The sequence below is a fragment of the Agrobacterium sp. LMR679 genome (assembly GCF_027157905.1).
Classification (GTDB): Bacteria; Pseudomonadota; Alphaproteobacteria; order Rhizobiales; family Rhizobiaceae; genus Agrobacterium; species Agrobacterium leguminum.
Map to the genome: position 1 here is coordinate 1,181,740 of NZ_JAPVOJ010000002.1, position 23,115 is coordinate 1,204,854.

Annotated in this window: 21 protein-coding genes and 1 other RNA gene; 5 read left to right on the top strand and 17 right to left on the bottom strand. The window is 60.4% G+C overall.

Features of this window, described 5'->3' with window-relative positions:
* Positions 1–101: 101 nt before the first annotated feature.
* The 7 genes from rpsO to rimP form a co-directional block, all read right to left on the bottom strand.
* A complete protein-coding gene (rpsO, locus tag O3W47_RS16390) occupies positions 102–371 on the bottom strand; it encodes a 30S ribosomal protein S15 (protein WP_003492949.1) in 270 nt (89 codons plus the stop codon).
* 163 nt (positions 372–534) lie between these two features.
* On the bottom strand, positions 535–1,482 hold the full coding sequence (gene truB / locus O3W47_RS16395; protein WP_080818452.1) for a tRNA pseudouridine(55) synthase TruB: 948 nt from the start codon (positions 1,480–1,482) through the stop codon (positions 535–537).
* A 3-nt stretch (positions 1,483–1,485) separates the two neighbouring features.
* Complete coding sequence (rbfA, locus tag O3W47_RS16400; RefSeq protein ID WP_004439055.1) at positions 1,486–1,902, bottom strand: 30S ribosome-binding factor RbfA; 417 nt, start codon at positions 1,900–1,902, stop codon at positions 1,486–1,488.
* 133 nt (positions 1,903–2,035) lie between these two features.
* Complete coding sequence (gene infB, locus O3W47_RS16405) at positions 2,036–4,774, bottom strand: translation initiation factor IF-2 (protein WP_269314153.1); 2,739 nt, start codon at positions 4,772–4,774, stop codon at positions 2,036–2,038.
* 102 nt (positions 4,775–4,876) lie between these two features.
* Positions 4,877–5,578, bottom strand: coding sequence for an RNA-binding protein (locus tag O3W47_RS16410; protein WP_269314154.1), 702 nt, complete (start codon positions 5,576–5,578; stop codon positions 4,877–4,879).
* Complete coding sequence (nusA, locus tag O3W47_RS16415; RefSeq protein WP_080818441.1) at positions 5,575–7,191, bottom strand: transcription termination factor NusA; 1,617 nt, start codon at positions 7,189–7,191, stop codon at positions 5,575–5,577. The genes O3W47_RS16410 and nusA overlap by 4 nt, the downstream gene beginning before the upstream one ends.
* A gap of 64 nt (positions 7,192–7,255) precedes the next feature.
* A complete protein-coding gene (gene rimP, locus O3W47_RS16420) occupies positions 7,256–7,852 on the bottom strand; it encodes a ribosome maturation factor RimP (RefSeq protein WP_269314155.1) in 597 nt (198 codons plus the stop codon).
* Between the two features lie 286 nt (positions 7,853–8,138).
* On the opposite strand from rimP, the gene O3W47_RS16425 reads away from it, so the two are divergent.
* A complete protein-coding gene (locus O3W47_RS16425; protein ID WP_269314156.1) occupies positions 8,139–9,767 on the top strand; it encodes an MFS transporter in 1,629 nt (542 codons plus the stop codon).
* A gap of 164 nt (positions 9,768–9,931) precedes the next feature.
* Here the strand turns inward: O3W47_RS16425 and O3W47_RS16430 are convergent, their stop codons facing one another.
* Both O3W47_RS16430 and recR read right to left on the bottom strand, forming a co-directional pair.
* A complete protein-coding gene (locus tag O3W47_RS16430) occupies positions 9,932–11,197 on the bottom strand; it encodes a lytic murein transglycosylase (protein WP_269314157.1) in 1,266 nt (421 codons plus the stop codon).
* A 38-nt stretch (positions 11,198–11,235) separates the two neighbouring features.
* Positions 11,236–11,841 (bottom strand): recombination mediator RecR, encoded by a 606-nt coding sequence (recR, locus tag O3W47_RS16435; protein ID WP_003507177.1) that lies wholly within the window; start codon positions 11,839–11,841, stop codon positions 11,236–11,238.
* Positions 11,842–11,878: 37 nt separating this feature from the next.
* On the opposite strand from recR, the gene O3W47_RS16440 reads away from it, so the two are divergent.
* Positions 11,879–12,514: an MOSC domain-containing protein gene (locus O3W47_RS16440; protein WP_269314158.1), complete on the top strand. Its 636-nt coding sequence runs from the start codon at positions 11,879–11,881 to the stop codon at positions 12,512–12,514.
* 57 nt (positions 12,515–12,571) lie between these two features.
* Here the strand turns inward: O3W47_RS16440 and O3W47_RS16445 are convergent, their stop codons facing one another.
* The 3 genes from O3W47_RS16445 to ffs all read right to left on the bottom strand — a co-directional run bounded on the left by O3W47_RS16445 (position 12,572) and on the right by ffs (position 14,970).
* Complete coding sequence (locus O3W47_RS16445) at positions 12,572–12,895, bottom strand: YbaB/EbfC family nucleoid-associated protein (protein WP_269314159.1); 324 nt, start codon at positions 12,893–12,895, stop codon at positions 12,572–12,574.
* Positions 12,896–12,919: 24 nt separating this feature from the next.
* Positions 12,920–14,794: a DNA polymerase III subunit gamma/tau gene (locus tag O3W47_RS16450; RefSeq protein WP_269314160.1), complete on the bottom strand. Its 1,875-nt coding sequence runs from the start codon at positions 14,792–14,794 to the stop codon at positions 12,920–12,922.
* A gap of 79 nt (positions 14,795–14,873) precedes the next feature.
* Positions 14,874–14,970: signal recognition particle sRNA small type (gene ffs / locus O3W47_RS16455), an RNA gene on the bottom strand.
* A 65-nt stretch (positions 14,971–15,035) separates the two neighbouring features.
* On the opposite strand from ffs, the gene O3W47_RS16460 reads away from it, so the two are divergent.
* Positions 15,036–15,464, top strand: coding sequence for an HIT domain-containing protein (locus tag O3W47_RS16460; RefSeq protein ID WP_059758936.1), 429 nt, complete (start codon positions 15,036–15,038; stop codon positions 15,462–15,464).
* Positions 15,464–16,426 carry an NAD(+) diphosphatase gene (gene nudC / locus O3W47_RS16465; RefSeq protein ID WP_080818435.1) on the top strand — a complete coding sequence of 321 codons (963 nt, stop codon included), beginning with the start codon at positions 15,464–15,466 and terminating at the stop codon, positions 16,424–16,426. The genes O3W47_RS16460 and nudC overlap by 1 nt, the downstream gene beginning before the upstream one ends.
* A 15-nt stretch (positions 16,427–16,441) precedes the next feature.
* Here the strand turns inward: nudC and O3W47_RS16470 are convergent, their stop codons facing one another.
* Both O3W47_RS16470 and O3W47_RS16475 read right to left on the bottom strand, forming a co-directional pair.
* A complete protein-coding gene (locus tag O3W47_RS16470) occupies positions 16,442–17,305 on the bottom strand; it encodes a prephenate dehydratase (protein ID WP_003524315.1) in 864 nt (287 codons plus the stop codon).
* Between the two features lie 11 nt (positions 17,306–17,316).
* Positions 17,317–18,072, bottom strand: coding sequence for a 3-deoxy-manno-octulosonate cytidylyltransferase (locus O3W47_RS16475; protein WP_080818433.1), 756 nt, complete (start codon positions 18,070–18,072; stop codon positions 17,317–17,319).
* A 149-nt stretch (positions 18,073–18,221) separates the two neighbouring features.
* On the opposite strand from O3W47_RS16475, the gene O3W47_RS16480 reads away from it, so the two are divergent.
* Positions 18,222–18,797 (top strand): c-type cytochrome, encoded by a 576-nt coding sequence (locus tag O3W47_RS16480; protein WP_080818431.1) that lies wholly within the window; start codon positions 18,222–18,224, stop codon positions 18,795–18,797.
* A gap of 96 nt (positions 18,798–18,893) precedes the next feature.
* On the opposite strand, the gene O3W47_RS16485 is transcribed toward O3W47_RS16480, so the two are convergent.
* The 3 genes from O3W47_RS16485 to O3W47_RS16495 all read right to left on the bottom strand — a co-directional run bounded on the left by O3W47_RS16485 (position 18,894) and on the right by O3W47_RS16495 (position 22,812).
* Positions 18,894–19,622 carry a sugar transferase gene (locus O3W47_RS16485; RefSeq protein WP_269314161.1) on the bottom strand — a complete coding sequence of 243 codons (729 nt, stop codon included), beginning with the start codon at positions 19,620–19,622 and terminating at the stop codon, positions 18,894–18,896.
* 290 nt (positions 19,623–19,912) lie between these two features.
* Positions 19,913–22,207 (bottom strand): transglycosylase domain-containing protein, encoded by a 2,295-nt coding sequence (locus O3W47_RS16490; protein ID WP_269314162.1) that lies wholly within the window; start codon positions 22,205–22,207, stop codon positions 19,913–19,915.
* A 146-nt stretch (positions 22,208–22,353) separates the two neighbouring features.
* The gene (locus tag O3W47_RS16495) at positions 22,354–22,812 is read right to left on the bottom strand and encodes a YbaK/EbsC family protein (RefSeq protein WP_065654782.1); all 459 of its coding nucleotides are present in this window, start codon (positions 22,810–22,812) and stop codon (positions 22,354–22,356) included.
* Between the last annotated feature and the right edge of the window lie 303 nt (positions 22,813–23,115).

Consider the following 23,115-nt stretch of genomic DNA (forward strand, 5'->3'; position numbering starts at 1 on the left):
CCGGGGGCCACATCTGCGGCGAACGCCCGGAAATTTCTGTGGCCTCAAAGGCCGGATATAAAAACCGGCGGGCATCGTTGAGAAACCCGCCGGAGAAGTTATTAGCGGCGAATGCCGAGAGCACCGATCAGCTTGGAGTAACGGGCTTCGTCCTTCTTCTTCAGATAGTCGAGAAGCGAACGACGGCTCGAAACCAGCGTCAGAAGGCCACGACGGGAGTGGTTGTCCTTCTTGTGGTCCTTGAAGTGACCGGTCAGGTTGTTGATCCGCTCGGTCAGGATAGCAACCTGAACTTCCGGCGAACCGGTGTCGCCTTCCTTCGTGGCATATTCCTTGATGAGGGCGGCTTTGCGCTCTGCAGTAATCGACATCGGACGATCCTTTCTGTTTTAAGGAAAAATGGGACGCCTAAAGCCGGGATGTCGTCCAGCTCTGGCCATTCAGCAGCATAGGCAAAGCCCAAGCTGGCGCTGCCTATAAACTATTCCGGGTGCAATTGAAAGAGGCGATTGACAGCGCCTCTTGAGCCTTGACTTAGCCGAAAACACGCTTCGGCCGGAATTCGCCTTCGCCGATTTCGCCAATGGCGACGAGCTTGCCATGCGCGGTGGCATAGGCTTCCGGATGGTTGGCCGGTGCATCGCGCCCACGAAGCAGGATGGGGTTGCCCATCTTCAGCCTGTGCGCCTGATCGTCGTTGATGATGAGGCGGGGAAGGGCGGAGAGCGCCTCGGCGGTATCGATCAGGAATGCGTCCAGCGCCTCCAGCCGTTCGTCGCGATCCTCCACGGCCTCCAGTGCCGTCAAGGTTTCGAGCGGCACCATCATGTCTTCGCCAAACGGGGCGACCATGGTGCGGCGCAGTTCCGAAATATGGCCGAAACAGCCGAGATCGCGGCCCATGTCGCGCGCCAGCGCCCGCACATAGGTGCCCTTGCCGCATTCCACCTCGAAATGGGCCGTATCGGCATCCGGGCAGGCCAGCAATGTCAGGCGATGAATTTCCACCTCGCGCGCGGGAATTTCCACCGTCTCGCCGTCACGCGCCAGATCATAGGCGCGTTCGCCGGCGATCTTGATGGCTGAGAATTGCGGCGGCGTCTGAAGGATCACACCAGTGTAGGTGGGCAGAAGATCGCGGATCGACTGCTCGTCCGGGCGTTGATCGGAGGACTCGACCACCTCACCCTCGAGATCGTCTGTCGTGCGCTGTTCGCCCCAGGTCACGGTAAATTCGTAGATTTTCCGGCCGTCCATGACGTAAGGCACGGTCTTGGTCGCGTCACCAAGCGCGATCGGCAGCATGCCGGAAGCGAGCGGATCGAGCGTGCCGGCATGGCCGGCCTTCTGGGCATTGAACAGCCACTTGATCTTGGAAACGGCCTCGGTCGAGCCGAAATCCAGCGGCTTGTCGAGAATGAGCCAGCCGGAAATCGGGCGGCCTTTGGGTTTGCGGTTCTGCTGTTTGCGTGGTTTGGACATGCTTCAGTTCTGTTCGTCGTCTTTTTCGTTCGAAGGTCCAAGATCGCGCTGCACTTCGGGCGAGCGCAGAAGCGCGTCGATCTTCTGGTAGTTGTCGAAACTCGTATCGTCGCGGAAGCGCAGTTCCGGCATGTATTTCATCTGCCGAAGCTGGGGTCCGAGACGGCCGCGCATGAATTTGGCATGGCGGTTGAGCGCGGTGATGATGTCGGTGTGGTCGGCAACGCCAAGCGGCGTCACGTAAGCGGTAGCGATCTTGAGATCGGGCGACATGCGCACTTCCGAAATGGAAATGACGGTGCTTTCGATCAGGTCGTCGCGGACTTCGCCGCGCTGGAGAATCTGGGTCAGTGCGGCGCGCACCTGTTCGCCGACGCGCAGCATGCGTTGCGAAGGGGCCGATGATGTTGCTTTTGCCATGGGTTATGCCTCAAACGGAGCGAGCGCCGGTAAGCCGGCGCCCGACAGTAAAGTCCTGTTTTGCGGCGAGAACGCTCTTTGTTCTATCGCATTTCCGGACGGAAAACCGGGGTCCACTTTTCCTGGAAATGCTTTAGAGCGTTCTCGTGATGTGTTCGACGCGGAAGCACTCGATGGTGTCGCCGGCGCGGATGTCTTCGTAGTTCTCGAAGGCCATACCGCATTCCTGACCGACCGGCACTTCTGCCACTTCGTCCTTGAAGCGCTTGAGGGTCTTGAGCTTGCCTTCGTGGATGACGACGTTGTCGCGAACCAGACGCACGCCTGCACCACGTTCCACCTTGCCTTCGACGACGCGGCAACCCGCGACCTTGCCGACCTTGGTGATATTGAACACTTCGAGGATTTCCGCGTTGCCGAGGAAGGTCTCGCGACGCTCCGGCGAAAGCAGGCCCGACATCGCTGCCTTCACGTCATCCACCAGATCGTAGATGATGTTGTAGTAGCGGATCTCGATGCCGGCGCGTTCGGAAGCCGTACGTGCCTGTGCGTTGGCACGAACGTTGAAGCCGATGATCGCGGCGTTGGATGCCTCGGCAAGCGAGATATCCGATTCCGTGATGGCGCCAGCGCCCGAGTGAACGATACGAGCGCGGACTTCGTCGGTGCCGAGCTTGTCGAGCGAAGCGATGATGGCTTCGACCGAACCCTGCACGTCTGCCTTGATGACCAGCGGGAATTCTTTCATTCCCGAAGTCTGCAGCTGGCTCATCATCTGTTCCAGCGAACCGCGCTGGCCCGTCTGACGGGCGACAGCCTTGTCGCGTGCCAGACGCTGGCGGTACTCGGAAATCTCGCGAGCACGGCTTTCGTTTTCGACAACCGCGAAACGGTCACCGGCAGATGGCGTGCCGGAAAGACCGAGAATCTCGACAGGCATGGCCGGACCGGCTTCCTTGACGTGTTCACCCTTGTCGTTGACGAGAGCGCGAACGCGGCCCCACTGGTCGCCAGCCACGATGATCTGACCAGGCTTCAGCGTACCCTTTTGCACGAGAACTGTAGCGACGGCACCGCGGCCGCGGTCGAGTTCCGCTTCGATGACGGTACCTTCTGCGGTCCGGTTCGGATCTGCCTTGAGGTCGAGAATTTCAGCCTGCAGGAGGATCGCTTCAAGCAGTTTGTCGAGGCCAAGCTGTTTCTTGGCGGAGACTTCCACGTCAAGAACTTCACCGCCCATCGATTCCACGAAGACTTCGTGCTGCAAGAGCTGCTGGCGAACCTTTTCCGGGTTTGCCTCGTGCTTGTCGATCTTGTTGATCGCAACGACGATCGGAACACCGGCTGCCTTGGCATGGTTGATGGACTCGATCGTCTGCGGCATCACGCTGTCGTCAGCGGCGACCACCAGAACGGCGATATCCGTCGCCTGCGCACCACGGGCACGCATGGCCGTGAAGGCGGCGTGGCCGGGGGTGTCGATGAAGGTGATCTTCTGGCCGTTCTTTTCGACCTGATAGGCACCGATATGCTGGGTGATGCCACCGGCTTCGCCTGCAACCACATTCGCCTGGCGAATGGCGTCGAGCAGCGAGGTCTTGCCGTGGTCGACGTGACCCATGATCGTGACAACCGGCGGACGCGGCAGCATTTCGCCTTCGTCATCCGCCTGGTTGAAGATGCCTTCTTCCACGTCGGATTCGGAAACGCGCTTGACGGTGTGGCCGAATTCGACCGCGATCAGTTCCGCCAGATCGGCGTCGATCACGTCGCCCGGCTTCATCATCTGGCCTTCCTTCATCAGGAACTTGATGACGTCGACGGCCCGTTCGGACATGCGCTGCGACAGTTCCTGAATGGTGATGGTCTCAGGCAGGATCACTTCGCGCATGACCTTTTCACGGGTCTCCTGCATCTGGCTGCGGCGGAATTTTTCCTGGCGGCGGCGCATGGATGCCATGGAGCGGCCACGCGGCGTGCCGTCTTCATCCAGGTTGGACGAGGTGACGGTCAGCTTGCCGCGACGGCGTTCTTCTTCCGTCTTCAGGCGGGCTGCGGGCTTCGCAGGCGCAGGTGCGGCCACCTTGCCACGAACCGGCAGGTTACCACGGCGTGCACCGCGATCGTCCTCATCGTCGCCATCGGTACGGCGTCCGCGCGGAGCAGCGGTTTCCGCGGTTGCGCGACCGGGCGCAGCAGCGGCGGGCTGAGGACGAGCCTCCGAGCGCGGCGCCGGCTGAGCGGTGACAGCCGGCTTTTCAGCGGCCTGTTCGGATTTCGCCTCCACGGCCGGCTGGCTTGCCGCCACCTTGGCGGCTGCGGCTTCCTCGGCGGCACGGCGTGCAGCCTCTTCCTTTTCGGCGGCGATGCGGAGTTCTTCCTCCACCTTGCGGCGCGCTTCATCTTCGGCACGCTGCTTGGCTTCGATCACGTCACGAGCCTGTGCTTCCATCAGCGCGCGGCGGCGGGCTTCCATCTCGCCTGCGGACAGATCGTGCAGGACGTTGCCGCGCGGACGCTCTGGCTGGCGCTGCTGCGGTGCGGACGAGCCGGGACGCTGCTGCGGCTGGGAGGAACCCGGACGCTGCTGCTGGCCGCTGGGCTGGTGGATGCGCTGCTGCGGTGCCTGCGGACGCGGTGCTGCCGCGGGGGCAGGGGCGGCCGGCTTCGGAGCGGGCGCTGCGGTCGAATGAACCTGCTTCTCGTCTTCCGGACGCAGGGGGCGGCGCTTGCGTGTTTCCACGACAACCGCGTTCGTGCGACCTCGACCCATATCCTGCCGCACGGTGCCCTGATTCATCCCGCCCGGCTTGAGGGTGAGAGTCTTCTTGGCAGGTGCGTTAAGTGTCTTGTCGTCGTTGTTGTCGGTCATTCCGTTCCCGTTCCTTCGGACGAGAACCGGATGACGTTCATCAGGTCTCGTCGTTCAATTGCTGCATCGGAACGCGGCGACCGTACATTTCAGTCGACCGCGTCATTGTTCTGTCCGGGCAGCGTCGCGTTCCGCCTGAGGTTGGCCGCCAAGGCGGTACCGCTCAAGCATCGTTGCGCGCTTCACTACACCCTCACCCGCCTGCCCTGCAAGCGCGCAGGCATGGATAAAAGCATTCTGGCCCATCAACTCGTCCATTTCGGCCCCACTGAAGAGCCGGAAGGACGGAATTTCATTGCCGGCATCGCTGCCGAGCGCCCAGGCCTTGCGGGCCTGGTCCAGTTTCCTCACGCCGTCTGCCGCAGCATCGGTTGCATGGAACACGGCAATCGCATTCCCGGACCGGACGGCGGCATCGACCTTCGTCGCGCCGCTGATGAACTGGCCCGCCTTGCGCGCCATGTTCATCATCCCTGCAAGCTGCTGCGCCATCAGCCAGTCGAGAAGAGCAAGAAGCTCCGGCCCGGCCTTGACGTCGCGTTTGAGTGCCCGCGCGAAAAGCTTCTTCGCGATGGCCTTCTCGATCAGGGCACGCTCGGGTGTCACCCAGCAGCCGCGCCCCGGCAATTGGCGTTTCAGGTCCGGCACGACGTTGCCATCCGGTCCTGCGACGAAGCGGATCAGCTCATCGGGCGATCCACTCTGCCGTGTCACAATGCACATACGTCCATTGACGTCGCCCTTGATCCGCCCGTCATCATCCGTCTCGGGTAGCTCATCCGGCTCATGCGCCTGCGATATCATTCCTGCTCGGCGGTATCCGCCTCCTCGGCAGCTTCCGCATCGGCTTCCTCTGCGGAAGCGAGCTCTTCGGCGGTGATCCAGCCTGCCAGAAGGCGAGCCTGCACCACCATGTTCTCGGCTTCGACGCGCGAAACGTCGAGCTTGGAGAAGATGCCTTCGAACTTCTTCGTCTCGCCGTCCTTGCGCTCGCTCCAGCCGACCAGATCGTCCGCCGCACAACCGGCAAAGTCCTCGATGGTCTTGATGCCGTCTTCGCCCAGCGCCACCATCATCTGCGAGGTCAGGCCGTCGATCTGGCGCAGTTCGTCGGAAACGCCGAGTTCCTTGCGCTTGGCGTCCATTTCGGCTTCCAGGCGTTCCAGATATTCGCGGGCGCGGGTCTGGATTTCATCGGCGGTGTCTTCGTCGAAGCCGTCGATCGAGGAAATTTCGTCCAGATCGACATAAGCAAGTTCTTCGACCTGCGCGAAGCCTTCGGAGGCCAGAACCTGACCGACCATTTCGTCGACGTCGAGGGCTTCCATGAACAGGGCTGTGCGCTCGTTGAATTCCTTCTGCCGGCGCTCGGATTCTTCCTGCTCCGTCATGATGTCGATATCCCAGCCGGTCAGCTGCGATGCCAGACGCACGTTCTGGCCGCGACGGCCGATGGCAAGCGACAGCTGCTCGTCCGGAACCACCACTTCGATACGCTCGGATTCTTCATCCAGAACGACCTTGGCGACTTCCGCCGGCTGCAGGGCGTTGACGATGAAGGAAGCCGGTTCCTGGCTCCACGGAATGATGTCGATCTTTTCGCCCTGGAGTTCGCCGACGACGGCCTGAACGCGCGAACCGCGCATACCGACGCAGGCGCCGACCGGATCGATCGACGAGTCGTTCGAGATGACGGCGATCTTGGCGCGCGAACCGGGGTCACGGGCAACCGACTTGATCTGGATGATGCCGTCGTAAATCTCAGGAACTTCCATCGTGAAGAGCTTCACCATGAACTGCGGATGGGTACGCGACAGGAAAATCTGCGGGCCGCGCTGTTCGCGGCGAACGTCGTAGACATAGGCGCGAACGCGGTCGCCGTAACGCATGTTTTCCCGCGGAATCATCTCGTCACGACGGATGATGCCTTCGCCACGGCCAAGATCAACGATGACATTGCCATATTCGACGCGCTTGACGGTGCCGTTGACGATTTCGCCGATGCGGTCCTTGAACTCGTCATACTGGCGGTCACGCTCGGCTTCGCGTACCTTCTGAACGATGACCTGCTTGGCGGACTGTGCGGCGATACGGCCGAAATCCATCGGCGGCAGCGGATCGGCGATGAAATCGCCGAGCTTGGCGTCGGGGTTGCGGTCGCGGGCCAGCTCAAGCGGGATCTGGGTCGAATAATCCTCGGCGGCCTCGACAACTTCCAGAAGACGCTGCAGGCGGATTTCGCCGGTCTTGGAGTTGATGTCGGCGCGGATGTTGGTTTCCGAACCATAGCGCGAGCGGGCGGCTTTCTGGATAGCGTCGGCCATTGCGGCAAGCACGATTTCGCGGTCGATGACCTTTTCGCGCGCCACAGCATCGGCGATCTGCAGAAGCTCAAGCCGGTTAGCACTCACTGCCATTTTTCTATCTCCGTAAGTCGCATGATTGCGGGGTTCGCCCTTGTTTCCGGGCTTTACGTTGGAATTAGTCTTCGTCTGCTTCGTTTTCGTCGTTCTGGTTTGCGGCGGCGGCCTTGGCCGCCTTGTCTGCCCGCAGCGCATCACGAATAAGATCGTCCGTCAGAATGAGCTTCGCATCCGAAAGCGCGCTGAACGGAATGATGACTGTCGGTTCCTCGCCATAGGCGATCTGGTCGCGTTCCAGCTTGAAGCCGTCCGCATTGACCTCGACGATCTTGCCGCGAAACCGCTTGCGGTTCTCGACCAGAATGGAGGTTTCGACCTTCACCAGATGACCCTGCCAGCGGGTGAAATCCGATTTGCGAACCATTGGCCGGTCGATGCCGGGCGAGGAAACTTCGAGATGATACGCTTTATCGACCGGATCTTCCACATCAAGAACCGGTGAAATCGCCATGGAGACGGCTTCGCAGTCCTCGACGGTCATGCTGCCGTCTTCGCGCTCGGCCATCACCTGCAGCGTCATGCCGTTCTGGTTGGAGAGCCGCACGCGCACCAGAAGATACCCCATGCCCGTCAGAACAGGCTCGATGATCTCGGCGATACGTTGGTCGATGCCCGTTTCGGTTATCAGTCGCGGTTCTTGTGCGGTGTCTGCCATCTGGCCTTCCGGTCTTTGATTTTCACCGGGCACTCGGCCCGTGGTTTCCGGTTCGCCTAACGAAAAAGAGCGGAGCCTTGCGGCCCCACTCTTCATCAAGCGATCAAGAATTTCAGGCGTCATATAGACCCATCGGGGCAGGATTGCAAGGTTTTCGCGGGCGTCTGCGTTTCAGCGACGTCTCGGCCACATTTTCACCCTTACCATGTCGGAAAGGCTGGCATGATTGCCGGCACTGTCTATAGTTGCCGTTTGACAAATCGCAGTTGCATCAAGTGGACAGAGCGTGCCTGACCGTAAATCGCCACTCGCGCCTTTAAGGCATTTGACTTACAGACGAATCTGGATCGCCAGCCTTGCCTCGAATTTCGGTGGACTGATCCAGGCGGTGGGCGCCGCATGGATGATGACGTCGCTCTCAAGTTCGGAAAACATGATCGCGCTGGTGCAGGCCTCCACCTCTTTGCCGATCATGCTGTTCTCGCTGATTTCAGGGGCGCTGGCCGACAGTTTCGACCGCCGCCGCATTATGATTTCGGCGCAGCTCCTGATGCTGACGGCGTCCGTGCTGCTCACCGTCTTTGCCTGGTCCGGCTGGCTCACGCCCTGGCTGCTTCTCTTCTTCACCTTTATGATCGGCTGCGGCACCGCGCTCAACAATCCATCCTGGCAGGCCTCCGTCGGCGAGATGGTTCCACGCGAGGATTTGCCCGCCGCCGTGACGCTGAACAGCGTCGGTTTCAATATCACCCGCAGTGTTGGCCCGGCCATTGGCGGCATCATCGTCGCAGCTGCCGGTGCCGCCGCCGCGTTTTTCGTGAATGCGCTGAGCTATTTCACGCTGATCTACGCCTTGTTTCGCTGGCAGCCGCCCAAATACGCATCGACATTGCCGCGTGAGCAGCTTCTTGCCGCCATCTCCGCCGGCATGCGTTATGTGGCGATGTCGCCCAACATCGGCAAGGTGCTGGTGCGCGGCTTCCTTTTCGGCCTTTCCGCCAGCGCCATCCTCGCTTTGATGCCCATCGTCGCCCGCGATCTGGTCGAAGGCGGCCCTCTGACCTACGGCGTCATGCTGGGCGCCTTCGGCGTCGGCGCCATTGGCGGTGCCCTGATCAGCGCCAGATTGCGCGAGGTCCTGTCCAGCGAATGGATCGTGCGCGTCGCATTTCTTGGCTTCGCCTTCAGCGCTGGCGTAACGGCGGTGAGCACGAGTGCGATCGTGACCTCGCTGGTTCTGACCGTTGCCGGCGCCTGCTGGGTTCTGGCGCTGTCGCTCTTCAACACCATCGTCCAGCTCTCCACCCCTCGCTGGGTGGTTGGCCGGGCGCTCTCGCTCTACCAGACGCTTACCTTCGGCGGCATTGCGGTCGGCAGCTGGCTGTGGGGCGAGCTGGCGGAAGATTACGGCATTTCCTATTCGCTGCTCTGTTCCTGCGCGCTGATGTTACTTGGCGTCGTCGTCGGCTTCAAGCTCGCGATGCCCGCCTTCGCCTCGCTCAATCTCGATCCGCTCAACCGTTTCGTTGAACCGCCGCTGAGGCTGGATATCAAGCCGCGCAGCGGCCCCATCGCCATCCTCATCGACTACGAAATCCATGACGAGGACCTCGGCGAATTCCTGCCGCTGATGGCCGAGCGCCGCCGTATCCGCATCCGGGATGGCGCACGCAACTGGAACCTGATGCGCGATCTGGAAAACCCCGACATCTGGACCGAAAGCTACCATGTGCCGACCTGGGTGGAATATGTCCGCCACAACCACCGCCGCACCCAGGCAGATGCGGAGGCCTGGGACCGGCTGCTTGAGCTTCATCGCGGCAAGACACGGCCACGCGTGCACCGGATGATCGAGCGGCAGACCATTCCGCCGACCGACGATATCTTTCACAAGCCCCATACGGATCAGCATTGAGAGACGATGGTTAAGTGAGTGGCGATGCCCCTCCCACACACTCCCCCGTCATCCTCGGGACTGTCCCGAGGATCTAAACACCTATCGTTAAATCAATCGGTTGCAGATGCTCGGGACAGGCCCGAGCATGACGGAGGAGAGGTTTTCACACGTTGCCAGCAACGCTACTTCAGCTTCGTCTTCAGCGTGGCGTCTGGAAAACACGTTGGGGCCAAGCCGTTTTTAGCCTGCCAATCGCCGAGTGAGCGACGCGTCTTGAAACCCGCCAGCCCGTCCGCCTTGCCGACATCGTAACCCTTGGCCACCAGCGCCTTCTGCATGGTGAGAACATCCGAGCGCAGCATCGATCCGACATTGCCCCATTCACCCTTGAACGGGCCCGCCCCATGGGCGATGCGGTCGGCGAGATTGCCGATGAACAGCGCGTAGAGATCGGAATTATTATATTCCTTGATGACGTAAAAATTCGGCGTCACCACGAATTCCGGCCCGTGCCGTCCGGCCGGAACCAGCATCATGCCATCGGCGGAAAGGTCATTGGACGGGAAGGCTTTTCCGGAAATGCGGGTAATGCCCATCTTCGCCCAATCGGCCACCGGCCGGGCAAGGTCGGGGCCTTCCTGCGCGCAGGAAACATTGGCGGGGATCGACACTTCGAAACCCCAGTCGCGATTTCTCTGCCAGCCGCGCTGGGAAAGATAGTTCGCTATGGATGCCAGCGCGTCCGGCACGGAATTCCAGATATCGCGATGGCCGTCGCCATCGAAATCCACGGCATATTTGAGATAGCTAGACGGCATGAATTGCGGCTGGCCGAGCGCGCCGGCCCAGGAGCCCATCATGCGCGAGGCTGCGATATCGCCGCTTTCGACGATCTTCAGCGCATCGATCAGCTCGGTGCGGAACATCTCCTTGCGGGTGGACATATAGGCTTTCGTGGCCAGTACATCGACCACGGAATGTGGCAGTTTTGCCCGGCCGAAACCGGATTCGCGGCCCCATATCGCAACGACGATATCACCGGGCACGCCGTATTTCGCTTCGATCCTGCGCAGCGTAGCCGCATGGGTGGCGGCAAGCGAGCGGCCGGTGCCGGCAAGCCCCTGCAGCCGTTTTTCTGAGAAATAGGCGCCGGGCGAGGAAAATTCCGCCTGGCTCTGGCTCTGTTCCTTCGGTGGCTTCTGGCCGGGAATGACGAGATCTGGCAGGTTCCAGCTGATGGAGAGACCGCTGAGCGTAGCTTCAAGCGTCTTTTGCGAAATGCCGGCCTTGCGGGCTTCCGGCCAGATTTCCTTTTTCAGCCAGGCATTAAATTCAGCGTCATATCGGGCTGCCGCTGCTCCTGTCGGTGCCGATTGCGCTAAAGCCGTTGTTGCTGAAAAAACGGAAAGAAGTGCAGCCAGTGCCTTCTCGGCAAAATGGTTTCGCATTCGGTCTCCTCTTTGAATGACGGGGAGGGAGGGTGACTTCAGATCGTCGTGCGCGCCCGAAGCGCCGCCGTCAATGTGCCTTCGTCGAGATAATCGAGCTCACCGCCCACCGGCACGCCATGTGCAAGCCGGGTGATCTTGATGTCGAGACCGGAAAGGCGGTCGGTAATGTAGTGGGCGGTTGCCTGCCCCTCCACCGTCGCATTGACGGCGATGATAAGCTCGCGAATGCCGCCGGCGCTGACACGGTCGATCAGGCCCTTTATATTCAAATCCTCCGGCCCGACGCCGTCGAGCGGCGAAAGCGTGCCGCCCAGAACGTGATAGGCGGTATTCATCGCACCCGTCCGCTCCAGCGCCCAGAGATCTGACACGTCCTCCACCACGATGATGACCGACTGGTCGCGCCGGTCGTCGGCGCAGACGGTGCAGGGGTCGATCGTATCGACATTGCCGCAGCAGGAGCAGATCTTCACCTTGTCATAGGCCTCGCCCATGGCATGGCCCAGCGGCCCGAGAAGCTGTTCCTTCTTCTTGATGAGATGCAACGCCGCCCGCCGCGCCGAGCGGGGCCCAAGCCCCGGCACTTTTGCCAGAAGCTGGATCAGTTTTTCAATTTCAGGACCGGTGACTCGTTTTGCCATGAGCGCTTTCTACTGCATAAATCGGGAAACGGGAATCATGAAGCGCAAAGGGCAGTCCATGAAAATCAGGGCGGTATGCCGGGGCGAGGCAAAAAGCCTGCCGGGAAAGACGGCGAAGACAGGCATCTTCAAACATGCCGTGAAGGGCCCGGTCATGGTGGATGCCGAAGGTATCGTCAGCGACGCCGTCTGCAATCGCAAACATCACGGCGGGCCGGATCAGGCGATTTACGTCATGGGGTCCGTCGATCTCGACTTCTGGTCGCGCTCTCTGGGTTTTGTGGTCGAACCCGGATTTTTCGGCGAAAACCTCGTGCTGGAGGGGGCCGACAGCGCAAAACTCCATGTCGGCGACAGGTTCTCGGCCAGCGAAGTCGTGCTGGAGGTGACCGCTGCCCGCATTCCCTGCGCCACCCTGTCAGCCCGCATCGGCGATCCTGATTTCGCACCGCGTTTCCGGCAGGCGGGCCAGCCGGGTTTTTATTGCCGGGTGCTGAAAGGTGGAATGCTCGCCGCCGGGGAGGATATCGCCTTCGCACCCTATCAGGGAACGAAACTGGCCATACCGACCATTCTCCAGCGCTTCCGTCCCATGCAGCTCAACATTACTGAACGCGCGGCCTATCTCGAAACGCCCCTTGCAAGCCGGTTCCGCGCGATGCTGGAAGCCTAGACCCTGTCTTGACGCGAGGACGGCGTGCGTCACGCCATCCTCTTCAGTCGGATTACATCAAAACGGGAATTTCATGCCGGGCGGCAACGGGAGGCCCGCAGTCAGGCCAGCCATCTTTTCCTGCGCCTGCGCTTCGCCTTTTTCCTTGGCGTCCTTGTGAGCAGCCACGATCAGGTCCTCGAGGGTTTCTACCTCATCTTCCTTGAACAGCGAAGGATCGATTTTCAGGCCGCGCATTTCGCCCTTGCCGTTGAGAATGACGGTCACGAGGCCGCCGCCGGCCCTGCCTTCGACTTCAAGGGCGGCGATTTCTTCCTGCACCTTCTCCATCTTGGACTGCATTTCCTTGACCTTGCCCATCATGCCCATGATGTCACGCATGTGCCAATCTCCTGTTCTTTTTGTTTAAAACTCGATGTCGTCGCCGGGAAGGATGTCGCCTTCGCTCGATTCGGCAACCGATGGCGGCGCGATCTCTTCGGCCTCATCCTGTGCGGCGGCGCGGATGCGCACGTCGGTAATTTTTGCGCCGGGAAACTGCGCCAGAATGGCGGCCACGTCAGGATCCTGACGCGCATCGACAAGACGGGCGTCGCGGGCATTGCCTTCTGCTTCGACAAGGGTCGGCTCACCCTGTTCCTTGCTGAGGCTGATGATCCAGTGGATACCGGTCCATTCCTTGAGCTTGACGCCAAGTTCGCCGGGAAGCGATCCGGGCGCGCCTTCGCCGAGGCGCATATCAAGTCGGCCGGGCTCCAGCCGCACCAGCCGCACAAAGTTGCGCACCTTGGCCCGCATGACGGGATCGCGGTTCTTCTGGCAGAGATCGGCAATATCCTGTACCGAATTCACGGGAACCTTCGGCTCCGGCCGCTCTTCTGTTTTCGGTGCCGCGACCTGCATCTCCTGCGGGCGGCTGTCCGGAACAGCGCGCAGCACGGCGGAGGTCTGTGGCGTCGCCTGGCGCTGGGCGGGAAGATCGACAGGTCTTCCCGCGGCTACGATCTGTCCTGATGAATAAGCGCGCGCACCGCCGCCATTGCCGCCGCCCGAAGGTCCGCCATTGGCGTAACCGCCGTCACCGTTCGAAAGCTCCGCCAAGCGCCGTGCGGCATCTTCAGGTGCGGGCAGATTGGCGGCGTGCGAAAGCCGGATCAGCACCATTTCGGCCGCACCCGCCGGGCGCGAGGCATTTTCCGTTTCCGGAATGCCCTTCAGCAGCATCTGCCAGATGCGCGACAGCGCGGTTACTGCAATCGTCTCGGCAAATTCTGCGCCGCGCACGCGTTCGATCTCGGAAAGCGAGGGGTCTTCCGCCGCATCAGGCACATATTTCATGCGGGTGACGAGATGGGTGAAATCGGCAAGGTCATTCAACACCACGACAGGGTTTGCACCCGCCTCATATTGCCCGTTGAATTCCGAAAGGGCGGCCGCGACATCGCCTTTGACGACATGCTGGAAGAGATCGACGATACGTGCACGGTCGGCAAGGCCGAGCATACCGCGCACCGCTTCGGCTTCAACGCGGCCTCCACCATGGGCAATCGCCTGATCGAGAAGGGAAAGACCGTCACGGGCGGAACCTTCGGCAGCGCGGGCGATCATCGACAGCGCCTGCGGATCGGCTTCGAAACCTTCCTTGCCGGCAATTGCGGTGAACAGGCCGACCAGATCGGCGGCGCTGATGCGGCGCAGATCGAAGCGCTGGCAGCGCGACAGAACGGTGATCGGAACCTTGCGGATTTCGGTGGTCGCGAAGATGAATTTCACATGCTCCGGCGGCTCTTCCAAGGTCTTCAGAAGACCGTTGAAAGCCTGCGTCGACAGCATGTGCACTTCGTCGATGATATAGACCTTGTAGCGCGCCGATACCGGGCGATAACGCACCTGCTCGATGATCTCGCGAATATCGTCGATGCCGGTATGGGAGGCGGCGTCCATCTCGATCACGTCGACATGCCGGCCTTCCATGATCGCCTGGCAATGTTCACCGGGAATGCGCAGGTCGATGGTCGGCTTGTCGATGGTGTCGGTCTTGTAGTTCAGCGCGCGGGCGAGAATGCGGGCCGTGGTCGTCTTGCCCACGCCGCGAACGCCGGTCAGCATATAGGCCTGCGCGATACGCCCGGTCTCGAAGGCGTTGGTCAGCGTGCGGACCATCGGCTCCTGGCCGACCATCAGATCGGAAAAATCCTTGGGACGGTATTTGCGCGCCAGTACCCGGTAGCCGGTCCCGACCTGGGATTCGCTTGATGTGGTGGGTACGGTGTCGCTCATTGCCTCGCCAGTTTGTTTTGCCAGTTGTCTTGGGGCGCTGAACTGGCCCGGCGAAAGCTGAGCACGTCTTTTAAAAAAGGTGGGAGGCTGGCACGGCGACCCGTGCCGGGCTCGTTAGGGCTGCTTCCTTCCGGACCTGACCCGGTTGGCGAGTGGCTCGTCCACCACCAACCTCCCGGGGCCACATATCGGCAATATCGAAAGCAAATGCAAGCCAAGCCTTCAAAAAACTGCTATCACGATGAAAACAAACATGGAGGACACCTTGGAGACATTCCGGCTGGACGACAGACTGGCGCGCGACAGTGTGCTTGTGACGCGTTTGGGACTATGTGAACTGCGTTTGCAAAACGACAACCGCTGGCCCTGGCTGGTGCTGGTGCCGCAGCGAGATGGCGTCAGTGAATTGTTCGATCTCACCCCGCTTGATCAGGCCGTGCTGACATTCGAGACCAATCTCGTCGCGTCTGCTTTGAAAGAAATCACCGGAGCCACCAAGATCAATGTCGGTGCTTTGGGCAATATCGTCCGGCAGCTTCATGTCCATATTATCGCCCGCAATGAAGGAGACACCTGCTGGCCGGGTCCCATCTGGGGTCACGGAACGCCTGTGCCTTATGCCGTGGGCGAAAAGGAAACTTTGATGAAAAAAATCTCCGGCGCGCTCTGATGATTTCCATGAAAATTTTTGAAACCACTGCCCCCCATCCCGAAGCTAGCCTGCTGACGGCCTTTTCCAAAAACGCCCTCGACCGTTTCGCTGAAAAGCGAACGGAGGAGTGCGTTGCCGATGCACTGAAAATAGACGGCACCCATATTTTTGCCTTTTCCGGCAACCGGCTTGTCCTGAAGCATGACGAGCAGGTCATCGACCCCCTGTTTTCCGCCTATGAGCTGGCAGAACTGCAGCCGGATTTCGACAATGCCGTGCTGCTCGGATATCGCGAAACCGGCGAGCCGAGAATTGCGGTGCCGGTGGCTGTCGCCGAGGATCAGCTCGCGAGCCACTATAAACTCGCCGATGCCCGTACCCTTTATCGCGACCATCTTCTCGATGAGGAATTGTTGAGCGAGGTTGCCCAGGCCGTCAGCCTCACCCACTGGAATGCCGACAATCGTTTTTGCGGTAAGTGCGGCGGCGCCATGGAGCTGCGTATCGGCGGCTACAAGCGTATCTGCGCCGCCTGCAACCACACGATTTTTCCCCGCACCGATCCCGTCGTCATCATGATGACGATCGATATAGAGCGTGATCTTTGCCTGCTTGGCCGCGGTGCGCATTTTGCACCGGGCATGTATTCGTGCCTTGCCGGTTTTGTGGAGCCGGGCGAAACCATCGAGCAGGCCGTCCGCCGCGAAACGCATGAGGAATCCGGCGTCGAAATCGGCCGCGTGCGTTATCACGCGTCGCAGCCCTGGCCGATGCCGCATACGCTGATGATCGGCTGTTATGCCGAGGCACTGTCTTTCGATATTGCCCGCGATGAGATCGAACTGGAGGATTGCCGCTGGTTCACACGTGCGGAAGTCGCCAAGATGCTGGAGACGGCAACGGGTGAGGGCTTTTCCGCGCCTCCCGGCGGCGCAATCGCGCACCGGCTGATGCGCGACTGGGTGGAATGGACGAAATAATCGCGTTCGGCAGGCTCAACCCTGGTTGAGCTTGCCGCGCATCGCATGGCCCTTGTAGACGCCGAGAATACGGACTTTTTCGGAGAAGAAGCGCAACTCGTCCAACGCATGCCGCACCGGCTCGTCATCGGGATGGCCTTCAATATCGGCATAAAACTGCGTCGCCACGAATTTGCCGCCGAGCTGGTAGCTTTCGAGCTTCGTCATGTTGATGCCGTTGGTCGCGAAGCCGCCCATGGCCTTGTAGAGCGCGGCCGGAATATTACGGACGTTGAAGACAAAGGTAGTGACGACGATTTCGTCACTAGACTGACGCTTGGCCCAGTTTTCATCGCGGGAAAGCACAACGAAACGCGTGACGTTGTTTTCCGAATCCTCGACGTTTTCAGCGAGAATATCCAGGCCGTAGAGGTTGGCGGCAAGGCGCGGCGCGAGAGCCGCCATGCTGCGGTCGCCCTTTTCTGAAACGAGCCTTGCGGAGCCTGCCGTATCGCCGGCGATGACCGGCTTCCAGCCGTTCGAGCGGATGATTTTCCGGCACTGGCCAAGCGCGTGAATGTGGCTGTGGACGGTGCGGATTTCATCCTTCTTCACGCCCGGCATCACCATCAACTGGAAGCGGATCGGCATGAAATATTCGCCGATGATGTGCAGGCGCGATTCCGGCAGCAGGTGATGGATATCCGCAACGCGGCCGGCCAGCGTGTTTTCAATCGGGATCATGCCGAGATCGGCTTCGCCATTTTCAATGGCGTTGAAGGCATCCTCGAATGTCGGGCACGGCAAAGGCTCCATATCCGGGAACATGTCGCGGCAGGCCATATCGGAATTCGCGCCGAATTCGCCCTGGAAGGCAATGCGATTTGTGCTCAAGGTCATGGGACTGTCCGTTAGAGGGTTCTGCTTGCGAGGATTTTGCGGGCTTTTTCCAGATCGTGCGGCGTGTCGACGCCGAGCGGCACGGAACTGACGATCTCGGCGTCGATGCGCATCCCCGCTTCCAGCGCGCGCAGCTGTTCCAGCCGCTCGCGTTTTTCCAGCGGCGAGGGCGGCAGGCTCACGAATGTCTCCAGCGCGGCGCGGCGATAGGTATAAAGTCCGATGTGATGATAAAGCGGGCCATCGCCATAAGGGGCGGTGGTGCGGGTAAAATAAAGCGCGCGCAATCGCGACTCGGAAAGCGGGCTGCCCACCACTTTCACCACGTTCGGATTGGTTTTTTCTTCCTCGTCGGTGATTTCGACCGTCAGTGTCGCAATATCGACGGCGGCATTTTCCAGCGGACGCAGCGAAGCGCGGATCGTCTCCGCTTCGATGGTCGGAAGATCGCCCTGGACATTGATGACATATTCCGCCTTGCCATAGGGATCGGCTTTCTGCAGCGCTTCGAAAATGCGGTCCGAGCCGGATTGGTGGTCGTCGCGCGTCATCATCACGTCGAAACCGGCATTTTTGACGGCCAAAAACACCTGTTCGTCATCGACGGCTACAACGATTCGCTCCGCGCCGGCCTCGCGTGCGCGCAGCGCCACCTGCACGATCATCGGCTTGCCGCCGATGTCGGCGAGCGGTTTGCCCGGCAGGCGCGTGGATGCCATCCGCGCCGGTATGAGGACGACAGCTTTCTCGAAATCCCGATTCTTCATCCGACACCCTTCAAATCCCGCCCGAAAAGTGTCAAAACGTCACGGTGTGGGGAGCATTATTCAAGTTGCGCAGGCTGTGCAAAAGCCATAGCTTTCGAGCAATTTCAAGATGCCCGTTATATCAAGCGGATGCGAGGGAGCGCATATAGATGAATTCTTATGTAAATATGGGCGTTGGGGCGTTGCTTGGCACGGTTTTCGTCCTGATGTCGGTGTCGATTGCGTCTGAGGGCATTTTCCATGCGCCTGCGCCCGAAAAGGAAGGTTACGCCATTGCTGCGGCAGAGGGTGGCGGCGAAGCAGGTGGCGGAGAAACCGCTGCCGCGGCGACGCCGATCGCGCAATTGCTTGCGAGCGCCGATGCCGCCAAGGGCGAGACGGTCTTCAAGAAGTGTACGAGCTGTCATACCGGAGAGAGTGGTGGTGCAAACAAGGTCGGCCCCAATCTCTTCGATATCGTCAACCGGCCGATCGCCAGCCATGAAGGTTTCAGCTACTCCGCGGGCATGAAGGATTTCTCCAAGGGCGGTTCCGTGCATTGGGATTACGATCATCTCAGCTTCTTCCTCGAAGCTCCCAAGAAACACGTTCCCGGCACGGCCATGGGCTTTGCGGGCGTGAAGAAGGAGACGGAACGCGCCGATCTCATCGCTTATCTGCGGACGTTGTCGGCAAACCCGGCGCCGCTTCCGGATCCCGCTGCGGCTCCCGCGCCGACAAACTGATTGTCATGATGATCTCATGAAAAAAGCCCGGCATCGCTGCCGGGCTTTTTATTTTTGCAGCGGCGGATTGCGGCTGCGGCAATGGCGCCTGAAAAATCAGAACCCCTTGCCGCCGCGCAACTCGGAAATCACCGTTCCGACCATGATCTTGATATCCAGCCAGAGCGAAAAATTGTCGACGTAATAAAGATCGGAGACGATTCGGGCGCGCGCCTTGTCGCTGCGATCCGTCGGGCCGCGCAAGCCCCGCATCTGGGCAAGGCCGGTTATGCCCGGCCGCACCCGGTGCCGCATATGGTAGTGCGGCACCAGCTCCTCATAAAGACGGCCGGCCGCCAGCATGCCGATGGCATGGCAGCGGGGCCCGACCAGCGACATATCGCCTTTCAGCACATTCAGAAGCTGCGGCAGTTCATCGATATTCGTGCGGCGAAGAACCGCGCCGATCCGGGTTATTCTGGGGTCGTTCTTCACCGTTTGCGCCACACCGGTGGCGTCGCAAAGATCGGTCCTCATGGAGCGGAATTTATAGACACGGATTTTCCGCCCGTTCATGCCCCAGCGGACCTGTGAAAACAGGACCGGTCCCCTGCTGTCGAGTTTGACCATCACTGCCACGGTGAGCAACACCGGCGCGAGTGCGACAAGGGCGATGGACGCCCCTGCGATATCCATCGTTCTTTTGAGCGCGAACTGGCCGCGCAGGAATGCGGAGACGGTTTTTTCCGAAGAGGAAGGTTGCGTTTCCGGCGATTCGAAAGTGGAGGCTGCGGAATAGGAGGCACCGTAAAAAACGGCATGCGATGAGCCTTTAGTACCCAGCATAATATAAAGCCCTGAAAAGTTATTTTGATAGAAGAAAATTAATTTATATGAACGATTAATAATTCATTTACCGTAAAAAGTCATCCGAAATGTAACCGCCCCGGCGCAAATGGCAATCTACGGTTAATGAGACTGCACGCGGATGTTGCAGGGTCGGCATCCTCTCCGCTCGTGGCTGCGGAGACGGCCGGTCCCATGGAACCAAAACCTGCAAAATCGGGAATTTTCGTGCAGCGCTGGCGAAATCGCCATCGGCCCTGAGACAAGCGCCTTTCGGCCATCCTAAGCCGTCAGTTTCCCATCAGAATATCGAGCAGGGTCGTCTGCTTCGGTCCGGATGGCGCCTGACCGCCGATATCGGCGGGTGGCACAGGCCCGTTGCCGGCTGAATAGCCGGGTTCGATATCGCGGGAAGGGATATTTGCCGGCGGCATCGGCACACCGGGCTGATTCGGATTCGGCGCAACGGGGGCTTCGGGATAGGCACGATTATCCGTCGTTCCGCCGCCGAGCGCATTGGAAATGATATCGCCGATGGAGGATGGCGCGCTTTCCGGCGCCGGCTGCTGCATTTCCCCAAGCGGCGGCACGCCGCCTGCGCCAAGCCCGAAGAGCGGCGAAGGCGAAAGGCCGGAATGGGCGGCGGTCATGAAATCTTTCCAGGCCTTTGCGGGAAGCCCGCCGCCGGTGACCTTCTTCATCGATGTGCCGTCGTCATTGCCGAACCACACGCCGGTGGTCAGGTTGCTTGTGTAGCCGACAAAAAGGGCGTCGCGGAACGATTGCGTCGTGCCGGATTTTCCTGCCGCCTGCCAGCCCTGCAGCCGTGCCGCCTTGCCGGTGCCTTCGGTGATGACGCGCGACAGCATGCTGTTCATGGTCGCGGCTATCTCTTCGCTCAGGACGCGCGGCGGGTTGTCGTATTTGTTTTCGTAAAGCACCTTGCCATCCGCATCGGTGATGCGTTTGACGATATGCGGCGTCGCCTTGTAGCCGCCATTCATGAAGGGGGCGTAGGAGGCCGTCAGCTCCATCAGCGACACTTCCGAGGTGCCGAGCGCGATGGAGGCATTGTTCTGCAGCTCGGATTCGATGCCCATGCGATGCGCCACCTGGGTCACACGATCCGGACCCACTTCCATCACCAGCTGCGCGGCAATGGTGTTCAGCGAATTGGCGAGCGCGGTGGCGAGCGTCACTTCGCCTCGATATTTCTTCTCGTAATTTTCCGGGGTCCAGTTGCCGATACGAACGGGCGCGTCGTTACGAACGGTATAGGGAGTGAGCCCGGATTCGAGCGCGGCGACGTAAACGAAGGGCTTGAATGCGGAGCCGGGTTGCCGTTTTGCCTTGGCGGCGCGGTTGAACTGGCTTTCGGCATAATCCGCCCCGCCCACCACGGCCCGGATCGCGCCCGTGCCATCGATGGAAACCAGCGCCGCCTGCGAAGCGCCCTGCTTCTTGCCATCGCCCTGCAGCACGTGGGTCAGCGCCTTTTCGGCGTCACGCTCGAGATTGGGGTCAATGGTCGTGTCGACCACGATGTCCTGCTTGACCTCGCCGACGAGGTTGCGCACTTCCTCCAGCACCATATCGGCGGCGTAATGTTCGGCGCCAGACCAGAACCGTTTCGCCTTGGTCGGCGGCTGCGACATGGCGGTCTTGATTTCATCGTCGGTGATGAAGCCGACATCGCGCATGGATTGCAGCACGACCTGCGCCCGCTCTTCCGCCGCCTGCGGGTCGCGCGCCGGCGAAAGGCGCGAGGGCGCTTTAAGAAGCCCGGCCAGCATGGCCGCCTCGCCCAGATTGACGTCGCGCGCGGATTTGTTGAAGTAGCGCCGCGAGGCCGCCTCGACGCCATAGGCGTTGGAGCCGAAATAGACGCGATTGAGATACATCGCGAGAATCTGGTCCTTGGTGAACTTATGCTCCAGCCAGAAGGACAGCAGCACTTCCTGAACCTTGCGTTCCAGCGTGCGATCCGGCGAGAGGAACAGGTTTTTCGCGAGCTGCTGCGTCAGCGTCGAGCCGCCCTGCACGGTTCGTCCCGTCAGCACATTCGTGACGATGGCGCGTCCGAGACCGAGCGGATCGACCCCGAAATGCGAATAAAACCGCCGGTCCTCAATCGCCATAACGGCCTGCGGAATATAGGGCGACATATCTTCCAGCGCGAGCGCCTCGCCGCCGGTGGTACCGCGATTGGCCAGTACGCTGCCATTCACCGAAACGATCTTCACATTCGGCGGGCGTTCGGGAATGGACCAGCTGCTGGCGCTGAGCATGCGCGCGCCGTAATAGAGAACGAGACCGGCAACACCGATGCCGCCCCAGATGCCAAGTACGATGCACCAATAGACGAGGGAGCGAATGAAGCCCGTCGCGCCGCGCCCGGAACTGCGGGTGCGCTTTTCTTTTTTCCTGGATTTGGTGCGACCGGATGTCGGCTTCGGTTTTCCGGCTTGCTGCTTTGTGGTTCCGCTGATGCGCTCGCTGGCGTCGAGGCGCAGGTCATCACCGGATTCGTGGAAATCCCCGAAGGAGGGTTCTACCCGTTCGCGTGATTTACCCTTGCCTGCCATCCAGCCGAAGTCGCTCCTATTCGCGAAACCGCGCGCATCCCGTTCGGGTTTCAGGCTTCTATGCCTGCGCGATCCTTAATCCAGGATGAAGAGTTTAAATGCGGCGATTTAAGGCGGGGTTAAGTCCTGGCCGGATCAAATCGGCGTCATTGGCAGACGTCGACCCATTCCGCTCCCGTCAATTCGGCCATCACCTCCGGCGAAATCTTCACCGCCGCATTGGTGGCGCCGGCCGCGGGAACCACCTCATGATAGTTTTTCAGCGATACGTCGCAAAACACCGGAAGCGGGGAGGGCAGGCCGAAAGGGCACACGCCGCCGATGGGATGGCTGGTCACCGCAACCACCTCTTCCGGTCCGAGCATGCGCGGCTTTGCGCCGAAATGATCGCGGAATTTGCGGTTGTCGAGCCGCTTCGTGCCGGCGGCGACGACGAGAAGAATGGTTTCACCCGCCTTCAGGCAAATGGTTTTCGCAATCTGGTCGGGGTCGACGCCATGCGCTTCGGCGGCCAGCGCAACCGTCGCCGAACTGGTTTCCGTTTCGATCACGGCAACCTCGGGCGACTTTTCGGTGAAAAAGGCTCTGACGGATTCGATAGACATGCGTATTTATTAGGCGTTACGCGGAGAAGCTTCAAGTCACCTCGAAACAGCTATGCATTTTGCGCAATGCTGCGCTGCGATGAAACGTCTGTTTTTTAAGCGGCGATCCTGTATCTTCAAATCATCGAAGCGACGCACTCCTCCTCCCAGCGTCGCCCGATTGGACTGACAATACTCCTCCTCCCAATTGTCAGTCAGTTTCAAGAACCCGGCGCACCTCCTCCCGCGCCGGGTTTTTGCTTTTTGGCGTTCCTGTTGTCTGGCTCCCCGCTGAACCCTGACCAGATGGTCGTGTTCAAAGAA

Excerpts from the sequence above, each read along its gene's own strand:
- rbfA (WP_004439055.1), bottom strand. The coding sequence starts at position 1,902 with ATGGCAAAAGCAACATCATCGGCCCCTTCGCAACGCATGCTGCGCGTC.
- O3W47_RS16480 (WP_080818431.1), top strand. The coding sequence starts at position 18,222 with ATGAATTCTTATGTAAATATGGGCGTTGGGGCGTTGCTTGGCACGGTT.
- O3W47_RS16460 (WP_059758936.1), top strand. The coding sequence starts at position 15,036 with ATGAAAACAAACATGGAGGACACCTTGGAGACATTCCGGCTGGACGAC.
- infB (WP_269314153.1), bottom strand. The coding sequence starts at position 4,774 with ATGACCGACAACAACGACGACAAGACACTTAACGCACCTGCCAAGAAG.
- O3W47_RS16475 (WP_080818433.1), bottom strand. The coding sequence starts at position 18,072 with ATGAAGAATCGGGATTTCGAGAAAGCTGTCGTCCTCATACCGGCGCGG.
- O3W47_RS16445 (WP_269314159.1), bottom strand. The coding sequence starts at position 12,895 with ATGCGTGACATCATGGGCATGATGGGCAAGGTCAAGGAAATGCAGTCC.
- truB (WP_080818452.1), bottom strand. The coding sequence starts at position 1,482 with ATGTCCAAACCACGCAAACAGCAGAACCGCAAACCCAAAGGCCGCCCG.
- O3W47_RS16470 (WP_003524315.1), bottom strand. The coding sequence starts at position 17,305 with ATGACCTTGAGCACAAATCGCATTGCCTTCCAGGGCGAATTCGGCGCG.
- rimP (WP_269314155.1), bottom strand. The coding sequence starts at position 7,852 with ATGGCAGACACCGCACAAGAACCGCGACTGATAACCGAAACGGGCATC.
- O3W47_RS16495 (WP_065654782.1), bottom strand. The coding sequence starts at position 22,812 with ATGTCTATCGAATCCGTCAGAGCCTTTTTCACCGAAAAGTCGCCCGAG.
- O3W47_RS16485 (WP_269314161.1), bottom strand. The coding sequence starts at position 19,622 with ATGCTGGGTACTAAAGGCTCATCGCATGCCGTTTTTTACGGTGCCTCC.
- rpsO (WP_003492949.1), bottom strand. The coding sequence starts at position 371 with ATGTCGATTACTGCAGAGCGCAAAGCCGCCCTCATCAAGGAATATGCC.
- O3W47_RS16410 (WP_269314154.1), bottom strand. The coding sequence starts at position 5,578 with ATGATATCGCAGGCGCATGAGCCGGATGAGCTACCCGAGACGGATGAT.
- O3W47_RS16440 (WP_269314158.1), top strand. The coding sequence starts at position 11,879 with ATGAAGCGCAAAGGGCAGTCCATGAAAATCAGGGCGGTATGCCGGGGC.
- O3W47_RS16430 (WP_269314157.1), bottom strand. The coding sequence starts at position 11,197 with ATGCGAAACCATTTTGCCGAGAAGGCACTGGCTGCACTTCTTTCCGTT.
- nusA (WP_080818441.1), bottom strand. The coding sequence starts at position 7,191 with ATGGCAGTGAGTGCTAACCGGCTTGAGCTTCTGCAGATCGCCGATGCT.
- O3W47_RS16450 (WP_269314160.1), bottom strand. The coding sequence starts at position 14,794 with ATGAGCGACACCGTACCCACCACATCAAGCGAATCCCAGGTCGGGACC.
- recR (WP_003507177.1), bottom strand. The coding sequence starts at position 11,841 with ATGGCAAAACGAGTCACCGGTCCTGAAATTGAAAAACTGATCCAGCTT.
- O3W47_RS16490 (WP_269314162.1), bottom strand. The coding sequence starts at position 22,207 with ATGGCAGGCAAGGGTAAATCACGCGAACGGGTAGAACCCTCCTTCGGG.
- nudC (WP_080818435.1), top strand. The coding sequence starts at position 15,464 with ATGATTTCCATGAAAATTTTTGAAACCACTGCCCCCCATCCCGAAGCT.